The organism is Mesorhizobium sp. LSJC280B00, assembly GCF_000502835.1.
Classification (GTDB): domain Bacteria; phylum Pseudomonadota; class Alphaproteobacteria; order Rhizobiales; family Rhizobiaceae; genus Mesorhizobium.
The window spans coordinates 85,094-105,668 of sequence record NZ_AYVL01000004.1 but is presented as its reverse complement, the minus strand read 5'-3'; the positions used below and the strand labels follow the sequence as shown (position 1 = coordinate 105,668).

The 20,575-nt window shown below is 61.5% G+C and carries 18 protein-coding genes; 6 read left to right on the top strand and 12 right to left on the bottom strand.

The window, feature by feature from the left end; genetic code table 11:
• Position 1: 1 nt before the first annotated feature.
• From X773_RS46770 to X773_RS46760, 3 genes are all read left to right on the top strand, one after another.
• Entirely contained in the window at positions 2-2,203 is a 2,202-nt protein-coding gene (locus X773_RS46770; RefSeq protein WP_023675233.1) for a caspase family protein, read from the top strand.
• Between the two features lie 102 nt (positions 2,204-2,305).
• A complete protein-coding gene (locus X773_RS46765; protein WP_031211345.1) occupies positions 2,306-2,686 on the top strand; it encodes a hypothetical protein in 381 nt (126 codons plus the stop codon).
• Positions 2,683-3,387, top strand: a complete 705-nt coding sequence (locus X773_RS46760) for a hypothetical protein (RefSeq protein ID WP_023675231.1) — start codon at positions 2,683-2,685, stop codon at positions 3,385-3,387. The genes X773_RS46765 and X773_RS46760 overlap by 4 nt, the downstream gene beginning before the upstream one ends.
• 84 nt (positions 3,388-3,471) lie before the next feature.
• On the opposite strand, the gene X773_RS46755 is transcribed toward X773_RS46760, so the two are convergent.
• Positions 3,472-4,554 (bottom strand): serine protease, encoded by a 1,083-nt coding sequence (locus tag X773_RS46755; RefSeq protein WP_023675230.1) that lies wholly within the window; start codon positions 4,552-4,554, stop codon positions 3,472-3,474.
• Positions 4,555-4,945: 391 nt separating this feature from the next.
• Between X773_RS46755 and X773_RS46750 the strand changes: the two genes are divergently transcribed.
• A complete protein-coding gene (locus X773_RS46750) occupies positions 4,946-6,034 on the top strand; it encodes a trypsin-like serine protease (RefSeq protein ID WP_023675229.1) in 1,089 nt (362 codons plus the stop codon).
• 67 nt (positions 6,035-6,101) lie between these two features.
• Here the strand turns inward: X773_RS46750 and X773_RS46745 are convergent, their stop codons facing one another.
• On the bottom strand, positions 6,102-6,452 hold the full coding sequence (locus tag X773_RS46745) for a hypothetical protein (protein WP_023675228.1): 351 nt from the start codon (positions 6,450-6,452) through the stop codon (positions 6,102-6,104).
• 190 nt (positions 6,453-6,642) lie between these two features.
• On the opposite strand from X773_RS46745, the gene X773_RS46740 reads away from it, so the two are divergent.
• Complete coding sequence (locus X773_RS46740; RefSeq protein WP_023675227.1) at positions 6,643-6,972, top strand: DUF2934 domain-containing protein; 330 nt, start codon at positions 6,643-6,645, stop codon at positions 6,970-6,972.
• A gap of 82 nt (positions 6,973-7,054) precedes the next feature.
• Here X773_RS46740 and mgrA read toward each other — a convergent pair whose 3' ends face one another.
• The 7 genes from mgrA to X773_RS46705 form a co-directional block, all read right to left on the bottom strand.
• On the bottom strand, positions 7,055-8,101 hold the full coding sequence (gene mgrA, locus X773_RS46735; protein ID WP_023675226.1) for an L-glyceraldehyde 3-phosphate reductase: 1,047 nt from the start codon (positions 8,099-8,101) through the stop codon (positions 7,055-7,057).
• A gap of 129 nt (positions 8,102-8,230) precedes the next feature.
• Positions 8,231-9,379, bottom strand: a complete 1,149-nt coding sequence (locus tag X773_RS46730) for a Gfo/Idh/MocA family oxidoreductase (RefSeq protein WP_023675225.1) — start codon at positions 9,377-9,379, stop codon at positions 8,231-8,233.
• Positions 9,380-9,391: 12 nt separating this feature from the next.
• Complete coding sequence (locus X773_RS46725; RefSeq protein WP_023675224.1) at positions 9,392-10,138, bottom strand: sugar phosphate isomerase/epimerase; 747 nt, start codon at positions 10,136-10,138, stop codon at positions 9,392-9,394.
• Positions 10,139-10,243: 105 nt separating this feature from the next.
• Positions 10,244-11,356, bottom strand: a complete 1,113-nt coding sequence (ugpC, locus tag X773_RS46720; RefSeq protein WP_051406096.1) for a sn-glycerol-3-phosphate ABC transporter ATP-binding protein UgpC — start codon at positions 11,354-11,356, stop codon at positions 10,244-10,246.
• A 5-nt stretch (positions 11,357-11,361) separates the two neighbouring features.
• Positions 11,362-12,291, bottom strand: coding sequence for a carbohydrate ABC transporter permease (locus X773_RS46715; protein ID WP_023675222.1), 930 nt, complete (start codon positions 12,289-12,291; stop codon positions 11,362-11,364).
• Positions 12,284-13,177: a sugar ABC transporter permease gene (locus X773_RS46710; protein WP_023675221.1), complete on the bottom strand. Its 894-nt coding sequence runs from the start codon at positions 13,175-13,177 to the stop codon at positions 12,284-12,286. The genes X773_RS46715 and X773_RS46710 overlap by 8 nt, the downstream gene beginning before the upstream one ends.
• Positions 13,178-13,284: 107 nt before the next feature.
• Positions 13,285-14,523: an ABC transporter substrate-binding protein gene (locus X773_RS46705; RefSeq protein WP_023675220.1), complete on the bottom strand. Its 1,239-nt coding sequence runs from the start codon at positions 14,521-14,523 to the stop codon at positions 13,285-13,287.
• A gap of 395 nt (positions 14,524-14,918) precedes the next feature.
• Here X773_RS46705 and X773_RS46700 point away from each other — a divergent pair, with 395 nt between their 5' ends.
• Positions 14,919-15,968, top strand: coding sequence for a LacI family transcriptional regulator (locus tag X773_RS46700; RefSeq protein WP_023675219.1), 1,050 nt, complete (start codon positions 14,919-14,921; stop codon positions 15,966-15,968).
• A 351-nt stretch (positions 15,969-16,319) separates the two neighbouring features.
• Here the strand turns inward: X773_RS46700 and X773_RS46695 are convergent, their stop codons facing one another.
• From X773_RS46695 to X773_RS46685, 3 genes are all read right to left on the bottom strand, one after another.
• A complete protein-coding gene (locus X773_RS46695) occupies positions 16,320-18,098 on the bottom strand; it encodes a DUF262 domain-containing protein (protein WP_031211344.1) in 1,779 nt (592 codons plus the stop codon).
• A 712-nt stretch (positions 18,099-18,810) separates the two neighbouring features.
• The gene (locus tag X773_RS46690) at positions 18,811-19,701 is read right to left on the bottom strand and encodes a hypothetical protein (protein ID WP_023675217.1); all 891 of its coding nucleotides are present in this window, start codon (positions 19,699-19,701) and stop codon (positions 18,811-18,813) included.
• A 515-nt stretch (positions 19,702-20,216) separates the two neighbouring features.
• On the bottom strand, positions 20,217-20,447 hold the full coding sequence (locus X773_RS46685; protein ID WP_023675216.1) for a hypothetical protein: 231 nt from the start codon (positions 20,445-20,447) through the stop codon (positions 20,217-20,219).
• Positions 20,448-20,575 lie beyond the last annotated feature (128 nt).

Below are 20,575 nucleotides of genomic sequence, written 5' to 3'. Positions count from 1 at the left end.
CATGATCAAAGTGACGCGGCGGACGCTGCTTGCCGGCACGTCCGCGCTGGCCGCTGCCGGCCTGGTGCCGTTTCGGGCATTCGCAGCGGCGCGCACCTACCATGCGCTGCTTGTTGCCTGCACCGATTACCCGAACCTGCCGAAGAAAAACTGGCTGATCGGACCGAAAAACGATGCCGGCCTGGTGCGCGATTACCTGCTGAAGTACACGCCCGCGCCGGTGAAGTTTTCAGCCGAGAACGTCACGCTGCTCGCCAAGGATGTCGAAGGCGCCAACGGACCGCCGACACATGCGGCGATCAAGGCGGCGTTGGCCGATCTTGCCGCCAAGGTCCAGCGCGACGATTTCGTCTACCTGCATTTGTCCGGTCACGGCGCGCAGCAGCCGGCAGCGAACAAGGGCGACGAGACGGACGGCCTCGACGAGATTTTCTTGCCGTCCGACATCGACAAATGGGTGAACCGCGAAAAGGGCGTGCCCAATGCGCTGGTCGACAACGAGATCGGCACCGCGCTCGACGCTATTCGCGACAAGGGCGCCTTTATCTGGGCCGTGTTCGACTGCTGCCATTCCGGCACGGCGACGCGCGCCGCCGAGGTCGACGACGAGTTGGAACGCAAGGTCGAGTTCGCCGATCTGGTTGGCGGCGACGACGCTGCCAGGGCGGCTGCGGTGAGAGCCTATGACGAGATTGCGTCGGCCGCGCCGCGCGGCGTTGACGAGGACGGGCAGCGCAAGCCGGCCTTCAAGCTGACGCCGACCGGCGCCGAGCCGACCACCAAGGGCAAATTGGTCGCCTTCTACGCGGCGCAGACGGTGGAGACGACGCCCGAGATGCCCCTGCCCAAGGGCACGGCCGATGCGCCGCGTTTCGGGCTGTTCACCTTCACCATCCTGTCGAAACTGGCCGAGAATCCCAACATCACCTACCGCCAGCTCGGCCAGGCCGTGCTGCAGCAATATTCGGCGGACGGCCGCACCCGGCCGACGCCGCTGTTCGAAGGGGAACTCGACGCACGCGTCTTCGGCACCGACAAGACCGAGGCGGTCATGCAATGGCCGATCGTCATCGAGAACGACAAAGCCACGATCGGCGCCGGGTTGCTGCATCGCCTCACCCCCGGCAGCAGGCTCGCAATATTGCCGTCGGCGCTGTCGCCGCTGTCCGAGGCGCTTGGCTATCTCCAGGTTCAGTCGGCGAAAAACCTGGAAAGCCGGGTCAAGCCGGTCGAGTTCGGCGGCAAGCCGGCGCTCAAGCTGGCCGACATCCCCGCCAATGCCTATGCGCGGCTGGCCGAGCTCGCCGTCGACTACAAGCTCGTGGTCGCGCGGCCGGCAGCGGCCAAAGGCCTCGAGAAAGAGGCCGCGCTGGCGAACTCGGTTCTCGACGAACTGGCGGCCAGGGAGAGCTCAGGATTCCACATCGCGCTGGTCGAGCCGGGCAAGAGCGCAGATCTGCGTCTCGCAGTGCTGCGCGAGAACGCCATTGCCGGCGCCGCAGAAGATGCCACCGACGCGCCGGCGCTGTGGTTCCTGCCGGCTTCGGGCGACATGACGCTCAAGGGCGGCAGCAAGCCGCCGTTGATCGTCATTCATCCGGACGGCCGCGAAAAGTTGATCGAGGCCGCCGCAGGGAATCTGACGAAAATCTTCCGCGCCATCGGACTGTCGAGGCTGGCCGCCGCTTCCGATTATCGGCCGGAAGAGGTCAGCGTCGAGTTCGGGATCAAGCGTTTTGACAGCGACACGCTGCAGCCGATCGAACCGTCGACGGTGCCGCGTGTTTCGCCCGACGATCAGGTCCACGTGCTGGCCAGGAATGGTTCGACCAACCTGGTCGACATCAACGTGCTCTATGTCGGCTCCGACTATTCCATCCAGCATTTTCTTGCCGAGCGCCTGACCGAAGGCGCCGTGCTCGAGGAAGGCCTGTTCAAATTCACCGACACCAGCTTCGGCATGGAGCGGATGATCGCCGTCCTGACCGAGGCGCCGCCGCAGAGCGAGAAGCAGGATCTGAGTTTCCTGGCGCAAGAGGGGGTTATCTCTGTAACGCGCGGACTTGGACAGCCAAGCTTCTCCGATATGCTGGCCGATATCGGCATGGCGCCGGCGACGCGTTCGGCCATGCGGCTCACCGACGACAAGGGATCGAAGGGCGCTGTGATGATCTTCCCGATGGAGACGGTGCCGCGCGCCTGAGGCGGGGTCAGGTGCCCGGCCGGGCCTCTTGCCTAATCGGCTGATAATGAACATTCTTCGACCGCCGCTGTCGGCGGCCGAACGGAACGGATGAGGGCGTTCGTGAACAGAATCGTATTTTCGTGGCGCGCAACAACCGCCGGCCTTGTCGCCGGGCTGTTGCTGGCCGCGAATGCTTCGGCGGACGAGGCTTGCGGCCTCTGCGCCAAGGAGGTCGTCATCAATTCCGAACTGGCGAGTTGCTTTCTCGACCAGTACGACCAGATCGCCAAAACCGGCAACGCCGCCGTCGTCGTCGATCTCAGCAGTTGCACCTCACGCGGCGTGGTCGAGCCGTTGCCGTCGCCGGGCAAGGCGCAGGTGGCGCCTGACGTGCAGTTCATCGTTTCGCGGGCGCAGCTGGATTGCCTGAAGAAGAAGCTGGAGGCGCCGGGCATCGTGCTCGACCCGTCCGCCACCATAGAACTGGACAGCTGCGGATGACGAAAGCGGGGGGCAACGCAACGCAGCAGGCAGTGACGGCGCCGGTACCGCAAAAGAAGCCGGTGTCGCTGCCGGAAACCGTCGAAGGCCTGCCGTGGGTGAGCAATCACGAGGTCAAGAAGGAGGCGAACCCATTCACCGATCGCGACTGGCGCATGCTCGTCTATGCCTGGTCCGGATTGCTGGTGCGCCTGGCGATCATCTTCACCTTGATCTTTTCGGTCTACCAGTTCCTGGCGAACCAGGAGCAGAAGCGCGTCGAGCAAACGATGTCGCTGGTCGAGCTCTGGGAAAGCAAGGATTACCAGCAGGCGCAACGGGCCCTCAAGCAACGCCTGGCGGCGCTCAACGCCAAATACAGCAATCTGCTCAGTGCCAATCCGACGCCGACCGAGGAACAGGTGTTCAGACAGCGCATCGGCATCGAAGCGATGAGCGCAACCGGCGGCGACATGCCGCTTGCCGAGTTCAGCGACAATTTCGACCGCATCGTCTATTTCCTCAACCGCCTTTCCTTCTGCGTCGAAGGCAGGCTGTGCTCGCGTGAGGTCGCCGACTCCTATTTCCGCGACTATGCCGCTTCGTTCTGGAGCTATTTTGCCGGCTATATCGACAAGGAGCGCAAGGCCGGTTCACCGACTTTCGCCCAGCCGATCGAGAACTATGTCCGCCAGGCGCCACCCTCGGCCCAGTCCAGATAATCCCCGAAAAATGCGAAGCCGGCGACGGAAATGCTCCGCCGCCGGCAGGTTTTCCGCGACGATCGCGGCCGAAATTCTGCAAGCCTATTTGTACAGGCTGTTGATCCACTGGACGTTGATGGCGTTCAGGCGCACGGCGGTATTGGCATCCGGGCTCTCGGCCACGTTCACGCCGGTGATGACGCGCTGCTTGGAGCCATTGTCATAGGCATAGACCGAGCTGCCGCTCGATCCTGGATACGTGTCGCAGTCGTACTGGAAATACTCCGTGGCGATGTGTTCGGCGAGCACTTCGCAGGTCGCCTTCCACATCGTGCCCATCGGCTTGTCGCCGGGATAGCCGACGATGTTGGCGGTGAAGTCGCCGAGATCCACATAATTGGCATAGCCCAGCCAGCCGAGATTGGTGCCGACATCCTGTTTCAGGGTGACGATGCCGAGATCCCACGGCACGACCGAGCCGTAAAAGCCCTGGTAATTGTCGATGAAGCCCTGGACGATATAGGCGCTTTCATAGGTGAAGGCGCCGAACGGTGCGTCGTCGGCGGTCTTGCCATTGAGAGCCGGGACGAACAGGATATCGTCCAGCCAGGCCTTGTCTTCGTGGCTGTAGAGGCAGTGCGCCGCGGTGAGCACCGTGCGCGGGCCGATCAGCGTCGCCGAGCAGCTGCCATAGCTGCCGCTCTTCGATTTGCCTTCGAGATAGCCGATCGCCGTGAACGGGTAGGTTTTGGTATTCTTGATCTGCTCGCGGTCGTCCGTCCCGAACACCTGGCGGCCGGCCTCTTCGCCTCCGCTCAGCCCGGAATTCTCGGACTTCTGTCCCTCGGCGGGCGCGTTCATTTCCTTGATGACAAGGTCCTTCAGCGTCTCGTTCGGATCGATCTTGATGTCCTTGCCATCGGCGGAGCGGCCGACGATGCCATAGGATTTGACGGCCGTTGCTTCGTCGGTGAGCGGCGCGGCGCGGTTGGCCTCGTCCTCGGTCAGTTTCGGCGGGGCGATCGGTTTCGCCCGGCCAGGCTTGTAATCGCCCGATGTCACATCCCGCATGCTTTCGCCGTTGCCGGCATTGGCGGAACCTGGCTCGGCAGCCAAGGCAGGAACCGCCCACATTGCGGTGGAAAGCAACGCGGACGCAATAATGCACTGTGTCAGTTTTGTCATGGTGAGACTCTCCCAAAAGTCAGCAAGGACTGGATCAAGATACAGAAATATTGTCGAGATCGTGGTGGCGCAGAAAAATGAAATTAGTTACCGGTGTCTTTACCGGGCCATTATTCAGTGCAGCCAGTTTAGGTCCCCGCCAAAAAAGCCTGCAACGGTATACTGCCTAAAATAATCCAACATTGGCAACGACAAATTGCTTCCACATAGCCCGTGGAGGGCTATAGGATTTTGGGCGGGTTTGGCTCGACAGCACGACTAGCAGAAATGGTGCTCGGCTTTGTGACGGATCGTGCTTCGCCGTGGAGCATGATCTCACCGGCCGGTTCCATTTCAATGGATCATGCGTCGGCGACTGACCTGTCGGGAACATCGTCTCAGGGGGTTCGAGGTGAAGATCATCCATAGGTTCAGACCGATTGCCCCCGCCGCGCTGCTCGGCATCGCGGCGGCCGTGCCGGCCGTCAATTCCGTTCATGCCACGGACGCCGCCGCCCGGCCGGAGGCGGCGATCTCGCCGATGAAACGCGTGGCCGAGGCCAGGGCAAAGGCCAGGGTGGAGAATCCCGACGGCGCCGATCGCGTCTACGGCGGCAAAGAGGCCGAGAAGGGCGCTTACCCGTTCCAGGTGGCATTGCTGACCACCAACAGACTGGACAAAAGCCCGGCCTCGCAGGCGAATGCGCAGTTCTGCGGCGGCAGCCTGATCGCGCCGCAATGGGTGCTGACGGCGGCGCACTGCCTCAATGACGACGGCGGGCCGATTTCGCCTGATGTGGTCACCGTGCTCACCGGCGCCACCGATCTGAGCGAGGGCAAGCGCTACAAGGCGGTGGAGATCATCGTCAACGAGGGCTATAGCGAGCAGACGCTGGACAACGATCTCGGCTTGATCCGGCTGGCCGCGCCGGCCGATGCCCCGACCATCAAAATTGCCCGTGAGCCGACACCGGACGCCGGCAAGACGACGGTCACCGGTTGGGGCAAGATGCAGGACGGAACGTTTCCCACCGCGCTGATGGTCGCCGACCTGAACCTCCAGCCGAACGCAACCTGCAACAGCGGCATCAAGGCGATTTATGCGCATGATTTGAAGGCAGCGCTCGGCGAGCTCGCCCGCCGCATGCGTTATTCGGAAAGGGGCATCGAGGCGGCCGCCAACGCGATTGCAGCCGATATGGCCGATCCGCTTACCGGCAACATGATCTGCGCCGGCACCGCCAGCGGCGAGCGCGACGCCTGCAATGGCGACAGCGGCGGGCCGCTGTTCATGACCGGCGCCGATGGTCCGGTGCAGGTCGGCGTCGTCAGCTGGGGCGAAGGTCCGGCCGACGGCGGCACCGCCTGCGGCCACAAGAACGCCTACGGCATCTACACGCGGCTGGCCAATTACACCGGCTGGATCGAGGAGAAGGTGAAGACGGCGGCGCCCGCAGCGCCCAAATCCCTCGGCACGGCGCAGAAGCCCGCCACGCCCTGACCGGTGTCATCTGCCGAATGACGGCGGGAGCAATCCCGCCGTTTCTGCCCGGAACCTTAGGTTGGGACTAGAACCAGCGATCGCGGCGCTGGTCTGTGGCGGCCAAGGCGAGGCCGAGTAGCGCCCCTACGGCCGCTCCGAGTATGAAGGCGGACGATATTGTGCCGGGATTCTCCTGGACAACCCCGGACACTGTCTGCGCCCTGTTGCGCAGGGCTTGTGCCGTCCGCGAGGCGCGCTCAGCAGCGTTGCCATACCAATCGCCGGCGTCCTCGATCGCCTCTTCCGCGCGTTCCGCCAAGGTTCGGTTGATCTTGTTGATCTCGCGCCTCAGCTGCGCGACCTGCTTCTCCAGGGCTTCCTGAGCTTCACGTTGAGTCATCTTCGGTGCTGCGGATTCGTTCGGTTCGTCGGCCATGGTAATCTCCTTTGCTCAGGCTCGGCTCAACGGCCGGCCCACTGTGCAGGTTCCTCCGCAAAACGCGTATGTCCGGTGTTTGTTCGGTGAGAAACCGGCTTTTGTCCGGCATGTCTGCGAATTCGGCATCAACATCGGATCGTTCCGGCGCTCCCCGCGTCGGTGAAAACGCCACAAGGGAGGAACCGCCATGGACAACGATCGGCATGAAAAAATTCGGCAGCGAGCCTATGAAATCTGGGTGCGCGAGGGGCGTCCGCACGGCGAACATGAGCGTCATTGGCAGCAGGCGAAACATGAGCTTGACCTCGACGACGCGACAACGGTGCCGGCAGATGATGGCGCGACCGATCGCGGTCCGGCTGGAACGATCGCCAGTTCCGACGTTCTGACGGTCGAGGCACTGGCGATGCGCACCGGGATAACCGGTGATCAGGCGCAAGAGCTGATCGACAGGCTTGGCAACGACAGAGCGACGCTCGAGGAAGCCGCGCGGAACCTCAAGGCAGCCGAAAGTTAGCCGCTGGCCACCGTGTCGAAGACAGCTACCAGTTCGCGCTGCCGCGTCTTTTCGATGAAACCGGACCGCAGACCGTCGTCGCCTACTTCCTCGGCGGCCCCTTGCGCTCGGCCGATGCCGCCCAGAGGTTGATGTCCGACTCGCGGGCAAAGGTGTCGATCTCGGCGAGCTCGGCATCGCTGAAGTCGAGCGCCTTCAGCGCGCCGACGCAATCCTCGACCTGTTCCGGCCGGCTGGCGCCGATCAGCGCCGACGTCACCCTGCCCCGGCGCAGCACCCAGGCCAGCGCCATCTGCGCCAGCGTCTGGCCGCGGCGACGGGCGATGACGTTCAGCGCCTCGATATTGGCGACGGACTTGTCGTTGATGAATGCCGGGCGCAGCGACTTGCCCTGGCTGGCGCGGCTGCCATCGGGGATGCCGCCGAAATATTTGTCGGTCAGCATGCCTTGCGCCAGCGGCGAGAACACGATGGAGCCGACGCCAAGCCCCTCAAGCGTATCGAGCAGGCCGTCATCCTCGACCCAGCGGTTGAGCATCGAATAGCTCGGCTGATGGATCACGCAAGGCGTGCCGAGCTGCTTCAATATGTCGGCGGCCTCGCGGGTGCGCTGCGAATTATAGGAGGAAATGCCGGCATAGAGCGCCTTGCCCGAGCGCACCGCGTGATCGAGCGCGCCCATCGTTTCCTCCAGCGGGGTGTCGGGGTCGAAGCGGTGCGAATAGAAGATGTCGACATAGTCGAGCCTCATCCGCTTCAGGCTCTGGTCGAGGCTGGCCAGGACATATTTGCGGCCGCCCCATTCGCCATAAGGTCCTGCCCACATTTCGTAGCCGGCCTTGGTCGAGATGATCAGCTCGTCGCGATAACCGGTAAAGTCCGTCCGCAGGATCTCGCCGAACGCCTGCTCCGCCGAGCCGGGCGGCGGGCCGTAATTGTTGGCGAGGTCGAAATGCGTGATGCCGAGATCGAACGCCTTGCGCGCGATCGCCTGCTTGGTTCTATGCGGCGTGTCGTCGCCGAAATTGTGCCACAGCCCAAGCGAGATCGCCGGCAGCTTCAGGCCGGACCGCCCGCAGCGATTGTAGACCATCTTTTCGTAGCGGTTTTCGGCGGGAACATAGGGCATGGGAAATCCTCAAATCGAAACGCGCCCGACGGCTGCCGCCGCGACAGTGGGGCAGTCGAGCTTGCCTCCCTTAGCCTCTCCCCGCGCAAACGGGGAGAGGCTTTTTGCGGTGCTTGGGAGGTGCGCCGCCTACTTGGTTTTCTTCTTCGCCAGCAGCTCCTTCGCCGCCTTGACGCCGAGTGCCGCGGGCCGCTCGCAGCTGGTCTGCATGGCGACGAACTTTCCCGTTTCGCCCGAACGCAACAGGCCGGTCATGACGTCGACGGCATGCAGCGCCAGTTCCATCGAGCAGCGGTGCGGCCGGCCTTCCCTGATCGCGATCGCCATGTCGGCCAAACCGGCGGTGCGGTAGTTGGCCATCATGCCTTGCGAATGCATCTCGTTGGGCACGCCGAACGGATGCGGCCATTTCCGCAGCTTCTTCACCGGTTTGGCGGCTTCGGTGTAGCGCACTTCGCCGCCGAAGAAGTTCGGATCCGGCACGAACACCGTGCCCGCCTCGCCATAGAGTTCCATCGGCGCGTGGCCATGGCTCCAGACATCCCAGCTGGTGTTGAGCGTCACCATGGCGCCGTTCTCGAATTCCAGCACGCCGTGGATCGTCGTCGGCGTGGAGACCGGGATCTTTTCACCGGCGCGCGGCTTCGAGCTGATGATGCGTTCCGTCATCGGGATCGAAGCGAAGGCGGCGACCCGCTTCACCGCCCCGATCAGCTGGATCAGGTTGGTGATGTAATAGGGTCCGATGTCGAGCACCGGCCCGGCGCCCGGCTGGAAGAAGAAGTCCGGATTGGGATGCCAGTGCTCCATGCCATGGCTCATCACATGACAGGTGCCGCTGGTGATTCTGCCGAGCCTGCCGGTGTCGATCAGGTCGCGGACAAGCTGGTGCGCGCCGCCGAGGAAGGTGTCGGGCGCCGAACCGATGCGCAGCCCCTTGCTTTCCGCCCGTTTTTTCAGGTCGAGCCCTTCCTTGACCGACAGCACGAAGGGCTTCTCCGAATAGACGTGCTTGCCGGCGTCGAGGATCTGCTTCGACACCTCGTAATGCACCGCCGGAATGGTCAGGTTGACGATGATGTCGATATCGTCGGCCTTGAGCAGCCCCTCGACGGTCTCGGCGCGCAGTTTGAACTCTTTTGCCCGCGCTTTCGCCGCTTCCATGTTGATGTCGGCGCAGGCGCGCATCTCGATGCCGCGAAACAGCGGCGCCAGCGAGAAATACGCCTTCGAGATGTTGCCGCAGCCGATAACGCCAATGCCAAGTTTTGTTGCCATGCTGGTGTGCTCCTAATAGGTCTTGGCGGCTGCGATCGAGCGGCGGGCGAAGCGCTCGATATCGTTGGGATTGTCCTGTTCCATGACGTAGTATTTTGCGGCGCTTTTGGCGCGCAGCGCCTTGATCAGGCCGGGCCAGTCGATGGTGCCGTGGCCGACATCCGACCAGCCGTCCTCGTCGAGGCCCTCGCCCGGCTTGGCCAAGTCCTTGACATGGACGGCGACGATGCGCTTGCCGTGCTTCTCGATCCAGGGCAGCGGATCGACGCCGCCGCGCACCACCCAGGCGACGTCCATCTCCCAGCCGATGTCGGGCGCCGAGGACAGGATATGGTCCTGCGGCACCGAGCCGTCGGCAAGCGCCTTGAACTCGAAATCATGGTTGTGCCAGGCAAAGCCATAGCCGGCTTTCCTGGCCGTCTCGCCGACCTTGGCTAGGCGTTCGCCGAAGCCGCGCCAGCCGGCTGTGTCGGCCGGTCTGAACTCGGCGTTCAGGAACGGGCAGATGAGCAGCGTGATGCCGAGCGCGTCGGCCGTCCTGCGCACGCCGTCGAAATCCTTCTCGAGCGCGTCGATCGAGAAATGCCCGGTCGGCATGGCAAGGCCGTTCTTGTCGAGTTCGGCCCGGAACGCCTTGGGATCGTCATAGACGCCGCCGAACCCTTCGACTTGGCTGTAACCAAGCTCCCCCAGCATCTTGAGCACGCCCTCCCAGGGCTGGAAATTGCGGGCGCTGTAAAGTTGGAATGACCAGTTCATCGTCTCTGTCCGTTTTCTTGTGGATGGTTAGTTTTGGGGGGATGAGTCTTGCGGGAGTGGAAGAGTCTTGGGGAGTGGGAGAGTCTTGGGAGGCTAAATCATGCTCTAGAGGCGGTTACCTGTGGCGGCGTCGAAAAGCGAGGCACGCATCGGGTCAAAACCGATGCCGACCGCCTCGGCGTTGTTTGGCGTGCGCTCGGCTGTCACCCGCACCGTGAAATTCTGGCCGGCGAGCTTCAGCCAGACCAGCGTGTCGGAACCCATGGGCTCGACGACCTCGACATTTGCCGTGGCTGCGAACGGCCATCCCGTGCCGCTGTTGAACGCCACGTGCTCGGGGCGGATGCCGAACACGGCCGGCCCTGGCACCGGGTCCTTCTCGAAAGCATAGGTGGCAAGCGGTATCCGCACATCCTCGGCGACGAAGTGCCAGTCGCCTGCCGCTTGCTCCAGTCTGCCGTCGAGGAAGTTCATTGCCGGCGAGCCGAGGAAGCCGGCGACAAACCGGTTGACCGGCCGGTTATAGATGGTCTGCGGCGCATCGAGCTGCTGGATGACGCCGCCCTTCATCACCGCGATACGGTCGGCCAGCGTCATCGCCTCGATCTGGTCGTGGGTGACGTAGATCATGGTGTTCTCGAGCTTGCGATGCAGCAGCTTGATTTCGACGCGCAACTCCGCGCGCAGCTTGGCGTCGAGGTTGGAGAGCGGTTCGTCGAACAGAAAGACATCGACGTCACGCACAAGTGCGCGCCCGATCGCCACGCGCTGGCGCTGGCCGCCGGACAGCGCCGCCGGCTTGCGATGCAAAAGCGGTTCGATCTGCAGGATCTCGGCGGCCCGGACGATGCGCTTGGCGATCTCGTCCTTGGCGAGGCCGGCAACGCGCAGCCCGAACGACAGGTTCTTCTCCACCGTCATCTGCGGATAGAGCGCGTAGGACTGGAACACCATGCCGATGCCGCGATCCTTGGGCTCTTCCCAGGTGACGTTCTTGCCCTTGATGAAGATGCGGCCTTCGGAAACGTCGAGCAGCCCGGCAATGCAGTTGAGCAAGGTCGACTTGCCGCAGCCGGACGGGCCGAGCAGCACGATGAATTCGCCTTCGGCAACATCGAGGTTGAGCGTCTGCAGCACCGATATCGCACCGAAATTCAGCGACAGGTTCTGGATCGAGACGCTGGTGCCGTTTGCCGCAATGCTGCCGTTTGCGTTCATCGCCATCATCCTTTCACCGCGCCGGCGGCGATGCCGCGCACAAACAATTTTCCGGACAGGAAATAGACGATCAGCGGCACCAGGCCGGTCAGGATGGTGGCTGCCATGTTGACGTTGTATTCCTTCACGCCTTGCACCGAGTTGACGATGTTGTTGAGCTGCACCGTCATCGGATAGGTGTCGGGGCGGGTGTAGACGACGCCGAACAGGAAGTCGTTCCAGATGCCGGTCACCTGCAGGATGATGGCGACGACGAAGATCGGCAGCGACATCGGCAGCATGATGCGGAAATAAATGCCCCAGAAGCCGGCGCCGTCGACACGCGCTGCCCGGAACAGCTCCTCCGGCATGGAGGTAAAGTAGTTGCGGAACAACAGTGTGAGGATCGGCATGCCGAAGATGGAATGGACGATCACCAGGCCGCTGAGGCTGCCGTAAAGGCCGACCTCGCGCAGGATGATGACGATCGGATAGATCATCACCTGATAGGGGATGAAGGCGCCGACGATCAGGATGATGAAGAAGGTGTCGGCACCTTTGAAGCGCCAGTTGGCAAGCGCATAGCCGTTCACCGAGGCGAGCGCGATCGACAGGATCACCGACGGGATCGTGATGCGCACCGAATTCCAGAAGCCGCGCGACAGCCCGTCGCAGTTGAGCCCGGTGCAGGCGCTCGACCAGGCCTTGACCCACGGCTCGAAGGTGATCTCCATCGGCGGCGAGAAGATGTTGCCGAGGCGTATCTCGGGCATGCCTTTGAGCGACGTCACCACCATCACGTAGAGCGGCAAAAGATAGTAGAGCGCCACCACGATCAGCGTGCCGTAGAGGAAGATGTTGCGGCGCGAGAACATATGCCGCGGCTTCGGCCCGCTCGGCCCGTAGGCTTCGAGCGTGCCGGGGCCGGCCGGCAAGGAAACGGTATGGTCAGACACGCTTCTTGCCTCCAAACTCGAGATAGGCCCACGGCACGATGACAATGATCACCGACAGCAGCATCATCGTCGAGGCGGCGAACCCCTGACCGAGGTTCTGGGCGAAGAACATGTAGTCATAGACATATTTGGCCGGGACTTCGGAGGCGATGCCGGGCCCGCCGCTGGTCTGGGCGACAACCAGGTCATAGATCTTGACGATACCGGCAGCGATGATGACGAGCGTGGTGATGAAGACCGGCCGCATCATCGGTATGATGATGAACAGATAGGTCTTCCAGGTCGGTATCCCGTCGACCCGCGCTGCCTTCCAGATATCCTCGTCGATGCCGCGCAGGCCGGCCAGCATCAGGCACATGATGAGCCCGGTGCCCTGCCAGAGAGCGGCGATCAATATGCCGTAGATGACGATGCTGGAATCATAGAGCGGATTGAAGCTGAAGCTCTCCCAGCCGAGGCTGCGCACCACTGCCTGGACACCGAACTCGGGGTTGAGCAGCCACTGCCAGACGAGGCCGGTGACGATGAAGGACAGGGCGAAGGGATAGAGGAAGATGGTCCGGAACGTGTCCTCGAACCGGATCTTCTGGTCGAGCAGGGCGGCAAGCAGGAAGCCGATCACCAGCGAGAACAGCAGCGACAGCACGCCGTAGATCAGCAGGTTCTCGATCGAGACCAGCCAGCGCGGCACCGACCACAGCCGGTAGTACTGGTCGAGCCCGACGAAATTCAGCCGTGGCAGGAGCTTCGAACTGGTGAAGGAATAAAGCACCGTCCACGCGCTGCCGCCGACAAAGATCACCAGCGCGGTGAGGATCATTGGGATCGAGGCGATCTTCGCATTGAGGTTGCGAAAGAGTTGGCTAGGGCGTTCGCTCTTGCTCATCTGCACAGCCGCGCTGGATCGGGTAAGGGCCGGAGGGTCAAGGGGCCTTGACCCGAGCTCCCGACCCTGCGTTTGCAGGGGCGGGAGTGAGGCGGTCGGTCGATCGCTCAATCGGCCGAACCGACAATGGCGGCGAAGCGCTTCTGCGCATCTTCCACGGTCATGTCCTGCTTGGCGAAGAACTCGGAGAACAGATCCTCCTTCTGCTTCTGCGTATCCTGCGAAAGCAGCTGGTCGGTCCACGGCATGACATTGCCCTTGGCGAGAATTTCGAGCCCCTTCTTCATGCAGTCGTTCGCCGCCTTGAGGTCGACGTCGCCGCGCACCGGCAGCGAGCCTTTCTTGAGATTGAAGGCGACCTGTGTCTTGGGATCGAGCAGCGTGTGGGCCAGCACTTCCTGTGCCTTCGATTTTTCGGGATCCTTCAGCAGCGGGAAGTAGAAAGCGTCGCCGCCGGTGGCGATGACCTCGTTGAGACCGAGGCCCGGAAGGCAAGTATAGTCCTTGCCGGCGGTCTGGCCGGCAACCTGGAACTCGCCCTGCGCCCAGTCACCCATGATCTGGCCGCCCGCCTTGCCGGTGATGACCAGATTGGTGGCCTGGTTCCAGTCCTGCACATTGGTGTTCTTGGCCATCTTGCGGGCATCGTCCGCGGCCTTGAAGACCTTGGCGACCTCGGGCCCGGCGGCGAATTCCGCGTCCTTGTCCTTGTAGACCTTGAGGAAGGCGTCGGTGCCGCCGACCGCCGCAAGCAGCACGTCGAAAGCGCCGGAGGCCTGCCAGGGCTGGCCGCCGACCGCTAGCGGCTGGATGCCTGCTTTTTCAAGCGCGGGCGCCGCAGCGACATATTCATTCCAGTTCTTCGGCACCGGCACGCCGGCTTTTTCGAAGGCCGCGTTCGACAGCCACAGCCACTGCCAGGAGTGGATATTGACCGGCACGCAATAGATCTTGCCGTCGAGGGTACAGCCGTCGAGCAGGCTCTTCGGCTGCACGATTTCCGTCCACTTTTCCTTGGTGGCGAGATCGGTGAGGTCGCGCATCAGCCCGGCCTGCACCAATTCTTCCGCCTGCCGGCCGTGATTGAACTGGGTCGCGCCCATCGGGTCGCCGCCGGTGATGCGGCTGATCATGATCGGCCGCGCCGTGCCGCCGGAGCCGGCGATGGCGCCGTCAACCCAGTGATTGCCGGTTGCGTCGAAAGCCTTGGCGAGTTCGGCGACCGCTGCCGCCTCGCCGCCGGAGGTCCACCAATGGGTGACTTCCAGATCCGTCGCGGCCGCCGGGCCGGCAAATTGCAGCGCGGTCGTCACTGCCAGCGCAGCAGTCATGAGTTGGTATCGCATTTCGTTCCTCCCAGAATCTGAAACGTTACAGATTTTCGATACGGCAATTGCTTCGGACGCGCAACCCCTCAGGCAAATCCGGCATCAAATTTTTTCGAAGCGCGAATAAAATCGCGCGGCTCGCCGACCTACCGCACCGCAACTGGAGAGGTTGCACTGCAAAAAGTTGATGCTGCGACGCCAGAAAACCGGAAAAGCCCCTTCTGTCGCTGTTTTTTGCGCCGACCGGAGTGCCGCTCGTTTTGCGCCTGTCACCAGTGATATCGCCACGGCAGTGACAATCTGTAACGTTTCAGTATATAGCGGTCTCATTCGGTGAAGGCCCGCGGCGTACCCGCGGCCCGCCGATTGCCGGCCTGCCCGGCAACTGCTATGCGCCTGACGGGGCGGGACGAATGAACAGGCATCAAAAAGAGAAGGCCGACGAAGCGTCGGGCCCGGGCCGGCCGACACTGAAGACGCTCGCCTTCATGACCGGGCTGGGCGTCACCACCGTGTCGCGCGCGCTGAAGGATGCGCCCGAGATCGGCGCCGAGACCAGGCGGCGCGTCCAGCTTGTCGCCAAGCAGATCGGTTATCGGCCCAACCGTGCCGGCGTCCGCCTGCGCACCGGCAAGACCAATGTCATCAGCCTTGTGCTCAACACCGAGCACGAGATCATGAGCTTTGTCTCGGATATCATCTACGGCGTTTCCGAAGTCATTGCCGACACGCCCTACCATTTGATCGTGACACCCTACTCGCGCTCGCAGGATCCGCTCGACCCGATCCGCTACCTCGTGGAAACCGGTTCAGCCGACGGCGTCATCATTTCGCGCACGCAGCCGAACGATCCGAGGGCCCGTTATATGCTGGAGCGCGGCATCCCCTTTGCCACGCATGGCCGCACCGATATGGGGCTGATCCATCCCTACCATGATTTCGACAATTACGCTTTCGCAGCCGAGGCAGTGCGCCATCTGGCCGGCCTCGGCCGCCGCCGCCTGGCTCTGTTGGCGCCGCCGGTCGAGCTGACCTATCACGGCCACACGCTCGCAGGCTTTGCCGATGCGCTGAGCGAGGTCGGCGCCAGCGAGATTCCGTTCAACACCGTTTCGATCGATCATTCGATCGAGCAGATCAGAATGCGGACCGCACAGCTGATGCGCCGCGAAAGCCGCCCCGACGGTTTCATCAGCAGCGCCGCCGCCGCGACGCTCGCCATCGTCGCCGGCATCGAAGACGCCGGCCTCAAGCTTGGCCGCGATGTCGATGTGGTGTCCAAACAATCGTCGGAGCTTCTGCACCTGTTTCGCAGCGAATTGCTGGTCGTCAACGAGAACTTCCGACTGGCCGGCGCCGAACTCGCCCGCTCGGTGCTGGGCTGGATCGGCGGCGCCGCACCCGGCACCCTGCAAAGCCTGAGCGAGCCGGGCGAAGTGCAGGCCTATCGCCGCCCGGCGTGAGCGGGATACGTTCAAATTGAACTGGGCATCCCGCTCCATCTATTTGTCTTAACCGCATTTCTGCGACGCCAAATGACTCCACTTGGCTGCAAAATGCGCGCTCCTGACTGGCACCTTGGGGCCGATTCCGGACCGTCCGGTTTTAGAAGATTTCGGTGATAAGCCGCCGTTCGGCCACCGACCTCATTTTGGGACGCACGCGATGCGCGATACCTGACCTGAAAGCCGCCGTTCAAAATTGACACAGGCTGCGCATTAGCAGTTTTCCATCTGACATCGCTGGTTGAGACGTCTCAGCGCTTTCTAAGGAAGCGTTGCGCAGCTGCCGTCCATAGCCTCAAACAACCCTGCCTACATGAAAAGCTTGGCAACTGCAGCGATCTGCGGCCCCGTTGCCGCGTGAGTCCCTGTGCCATTTCGAACGAAGCATGCGTCCTTTACAAATGACACCGTCGTTTGTTTCGGTATGCGCACTCGAAGAACGGAGTGCCCCTTAAATGTCACGACATCCATTGAACTCAGGATTTGGGTTTTGAGCGGATCGACCATACCTGAATTGGAAATGGCGTCCTCCACTTTTCGAATATACCGATCGAGCTGAAGGCCCAATACTTTTGCCTCACGGTCGATACCGACGATTTGAACATGCTCAAAATTAACGGGCTCGATATGATCGAGCTCTTTGACCCGCTCGGCATCTTTCGGTTTGTCGGCAATGCCGAGGAAGAGATAGCCATCGGCGCCGGGCCCGATATTGGCTATCGCACACATGGTTTCTACCAGTGATCCAAGCAAGGCCTCGTCGATGTCACGGGTGTTGTCGAGTCGCAGAATCCCCTGTTTGAATTCATAACGGGGTGTCTCGGTCTTCGACCTGCGAATGGAATTCTCAAAATCGAAAAGCATCCCCGGGCCGTGCGTTAGGGCCGCCACGTCTGCCTTCACGAAGGAGCCACGGATGAGGCCATTGACGACAGCGACGTTTTCTTTGCGGTCTTCCGACTTGATGTGCTTCTGCCCGACTTTAATTCGATCAGTGAGATTATTCAAAGACTTCACGATCGCATCCCCGTTCGATGGGGTCATACCCTCTCTGAAGATAAGCTCGTAAAATGCCATGAACACAGCGAAAAACGGGGACTTCTGTGCATTCGAAGTCGGCTTTGGATATACCGTCGAGCGAAAGAAAAAGCGCTCCACGGACGAGTCTTCCAGCGTCTTTCGGATTATCGAAAAGACCGTCTTCACCTGAAGGATTAATGTCTCTCGACCATGAGCGTTCAAACGAGTGTTGACGTCCGTGTGCTGCGTGGTCCCCGGGGTATAAAGCTTGTCCAGGAAATCTCCTGAGGCCTCAACCGGCTCTTCGAACAAAATGGACGCACAGATGTCAGCTAAAACCTGCTCATCATCGCTATCACGCAGGTCACCTGTGCGAAGGATGCCTTGGTAGCACCAGAAAATGTCCTCAGCTTTCAGCTTGTATCCGTGGGGGTTACGGCTGGTCTCAATGCTGATCTCAGGCATCTGGCTGAGGAGAAGGGTCTCCCGAGATACGTCACCACGAATTTCTGCTGCCAAGGTCCTGATGGTCTCGGCAAATGGGGTGAGAACGCCGGCCTGGCGCCGTTCCTGGTCGCTGAGCTGCTTGCCCCCGGAATTGATTCGGCCGAAAACTTGGGTGATGCGCTCCGGCTGTTCACCAGGAAACACTGTTACGGCCAGCTGATAGTCCAGCAAATTGGCACAGGACTTGGCATCTAATCGCTTCACGTCGCCGCCAAAGGACACAAAAAGCCCTGCTTCTGCCGCCTGCCGGGCCCGAGCAAATTCCTCAATATCGAACGCTTTATCTTCCCAAGTGAACCCATGCTCGATGTAGCTAAAAATGGCGTTCAACCGCTGCATACCGTCGATGATTTCCATCACGGTTTGCCCGTCTGCGCTGGTGATTTCGGCGAGCAAGAACAGCGGCAATGGATAATCTTTGAGAAGACTGTCGATTAGCCGTTGCTTCTCAGAGACGGTCCAGACCAGCTTGCGCTGATACTGACGGTTCACCAGCAGACTCTGGTCCCGATAGAGCCGATACAAGGCTTGAATGCTCATCCCTTGAGGCGAAACGGTCATTTTAACTCCAACAAGACCAATAGATCGCACTGGTAGTATAGCAAGCAACTTCCTACGTCATCATCCGGCAGTCCGACTTCCCCACAGATCCAAAGAATTTCACCACAGCGTAGAGGTCGAAGCTCATGCCTGCTCACCCGCAGGAGCATCGACCCGCAGCTCGACCGCGGTGACAAGCGGGAAAGGTCCCGGACGCCAGCTATTGCCGCCTGCCGCACTAAAAGCTGCCGGGTTGTTCCGGCCACCAACGAGATAGTTGGTAGCTGTCTGCTTCGGTGATCTTATCCAAAAGCTGCCCGTCTGTTTCCCACCCAATAGGTGCCGTAGACGTCGTCCAGGATGCTTCCACGTGGGAAATGATTTCCCGTCGCGGATATAGGGCCGATTCCAGACTGTCCGCTTTCAGGCACCGACGGTGGGATAGCTGCCATTCGTCACGGGCACTTAGAACGCCCGCTTCCGGCCGCGTCTACGGCATCTATTAGAGTGAGAAGCTGACATTCAGATCCCGACCCTATCTCGGTAGCTGCACAGGAATCCCCCCGTTCGGCACGACGAGCATGACCGCCACCCTCTTCAAGTCAAGTTCGGTTGGCAGCGGTACGTGGAGGTCAGCTGTCGACAGGCCACCCATGCCCTCTGCGCTGCCGGCGCGGCTAGCATTGTCATCCGGAGAACCGAGGATGGTCTTTCATTCGCCGCCCACCGCGCGTCAGTGCTTGGCTCCCATTCGAGCGCGCAGCGTCGCTGTGACGTGATCCTCGTGCGGCTCAACGAAATCGATCGCGTCACTGTTCCTCGATTGAAGGCTGATCGTCATCCAGTTCTCGCCACCTACTAGGACGCGAGTGACAAGCTCGGCGACCTGACTGGCCTGCTGAACAGTCGCCGGATTGAGTTTGAAATCGTCATCGAGCAGCGTGCGCACGTCCCATAGGGGAATGGTCCCATGGTCGACGGGGCTGCGTCGCATCGCTCCCGTAAGGATACCTCCATCGATAGCGCAGGACAGCGAAGACATCTTCAAGAAACTCAACCGATGGTCAGGACGCGCAAGATCGGCAGCAACGGTCGCGATATGCAGAGCAGCTAACCCAGCCTCGGGGGTACTCCATTGCTCAGAACGCTCGCGTAGGCGCCCGATGGTGTGATCGGAAAGGTAAACAGATGGGACGACATTAAAAGCGTCGCGCTTGCTGCGCTTCGTTGTGAAGGTGGCGCATAGCGCAGTTACTCCTCTTTCGTGCTCCAGCCCTTCAAGCGGATGGCTGCCATGCACCAGCATGCGCAGATCGAATATCGATGCCTGCCGGCTGCCTTCCGAAAATAGCGCTATGCGAAAACCACGATCAGAGGGAGAGAGGCGCTCCATACGAGCAGCGGCGGCATCAAGAAGCTTTACCCGTCGCGGCGGCGATCCTTCATCCATGAACGCGTGACGCAGCGCTACTTGCGCATCGCGCCACGTCGTCGCCTTGCCGCCGGGATCGAGCATAGGCGCGCCTATCCTCTCTCGTCGAGCAATCTCGTAAGCGAGATTTTTCGCGTAGATGCGCGCTTCGGTACTCAGATTGCCAGGCGACTGTCTCATGACGACATCCATAGCGCATTCCCAGCATTTGAGGATAGGCGAGCAGTCAAGGCTCGGCGAGATCGAGAGAGGCCGGGCGCTTTATTCTAAGCAAATCTCAGAATCGCCGGCCGCTAGGAGACCACATTGAATCCACCGGCATGTGGCTGAGCGGAACACAGGCCTGATAGCAAAGCCTTAAAAACTTTCTTCGCGATCCGAAGATTGATTTCTCCACTAATAATACCGCTATCGGACGTCGCAACAATCTTTGAGGCCCGGATCGTCTGCGCTCTCGACGCGTCGCGCCCTCCAGCGGCGTGGCTGACGAGCTAGGCTTCCACGCAATGGTCAAGCTGATCCCAGTATCCGTCATGAGGCACGATCGCGAGCTCCAGCGCGGTAGTTGGCAATGTCCGCTTTCACAGGGTGGGACAGCTGAGTTCAACGGCCGACATGCGGCGCAGTCCCGACGTCCAGATGGCGAACCGCCGGACCGGCCCGAGAACTCCCAACGGCGCGCTTGAGATCACCCGAGCGCGGCTCTACTAGTCCGAAAACCTCACGCTCACGCCGCGCTGCCGAAAATAGGCCTGCATCAACTTGCGCCCCGAGCGGTTGTTCTGCGCCAACTTGATCGGATCGAACACCGCCTGTTTTATCCCTTCTCGTGTCAGTGCCGCTTTAAGCGTCGCGATATGTGCGTCGATGTCGGCATTGTCCGCCCGCAGCGAGGCATAGATACTTTCGGTCGCCTGGGCCACGGTCGGTTCGCTCACAGGTGTCGTCCTTTGGTTGGTTGAGCGGCGCCTTACCACAGATTCGCGGCTCCGCCGATACCGATGAGACCGTCAATCGTCTCTACCGGCATAGCAGGTTCCTGGCGCGAACCGACACCCAGTTGGTG

Bases quoted from the DNA above. Each gene is read 5' to 3' on its own strand.
- X773_RS46770 (WP_023675233.1), top strand. From the start codon at position 2: ATGATCAAAGTGACGCGGCGGACGCTGCTTGCCGGCACGTCCGCGCTG.
- X773_RS46760 (WP_023675231.1), top strand. From the start codon at position 2,683: ATGACGAAAGCGGGGGGCAACGCAACGCAGCAGGCAGTGACGGCGCCG.
- X773_RS46755 (WP_023675230.1), bottom strand. From the start codon at position 4,554: ATGACAAAACTGACACAGTGCATTATTGCGTCCGCGTTGCTTTCCACC.
- X773_RS46745 (WP_023675228.1), bottom strand. From the start codon at position 6,452: ATGGCCGACGAACCGAACGAATCCGCAGCACCGAAGATGACTCAACGT.
- X773_RS46740 (WP_023675227.1), top strand. From the start codon at position 6,643: ATGGACAACGATCGGCATGAAAAAATTCGGCAGCGAGCCTATGAAATC.
- mgrA (WP_023675226.1), bottom strand. From the start codon at position 8,101: ATGCCCTATGTTCCCGCCGAAAACCGCTACGAAAAGATGGTCTACAAT.
- X773_RS46730 (WP_023675225.1), bottom strand. From the start codon at position 9,379: ATGGCAACAAAACTTGGCATTGGCGTTATCGGCTGCGGCAACATCTCG.
- X773_RS46725 (WP_023675224.1), bottom strand. From the start codon at position 10,138: ATGAACTGGTCATTCCAACTTTACAGCGCCCGCAATTTCCAGCCCTGG.
- ugpC (WP_051406096.1), bottom strand. From the start codon at position 11,356: ATGAACGCAAACGGCAGCATTGCGGCAAACGGCACCAGCGTCTCGATC.
- X773_RS46710 (WP_023675221.1), bottom strand. From the start codon at position 13,177: ATGAGCAAGAGCGAACGCCCTAGCCAACTCTTTCGCAACCTCAATGCG.
- X773_RS46705 (WP_023675220.1), bottom strand. From the start codon at position 14,523: ATGCGATACCAACTCATGACTGCTGCGCTGGCAGTGACGACCGCGCTG.
- X773_RS46700 (WP_023675219.1), top strand. From the start codon at position 14,919: ATGAACAGGCATCAAAAAGAGAAGGCCGACGAAGCGTCGGGCCCGGGC.
- X773_RS46695 (WP_031211344.1), bottom strand. From the start codon at position 18,098: ATGACCGTTTCGCCTCAAGGGATGAGCATTCAAGCCTTGTATCGGCTC.
- X773_RS46690 (WP_023675217.1), bottom strand. From the start codon at position 19,701: ATGGATGTCGTCATGAGACAGTCGCCTGGCAATCTGAGTACCGAAGCG.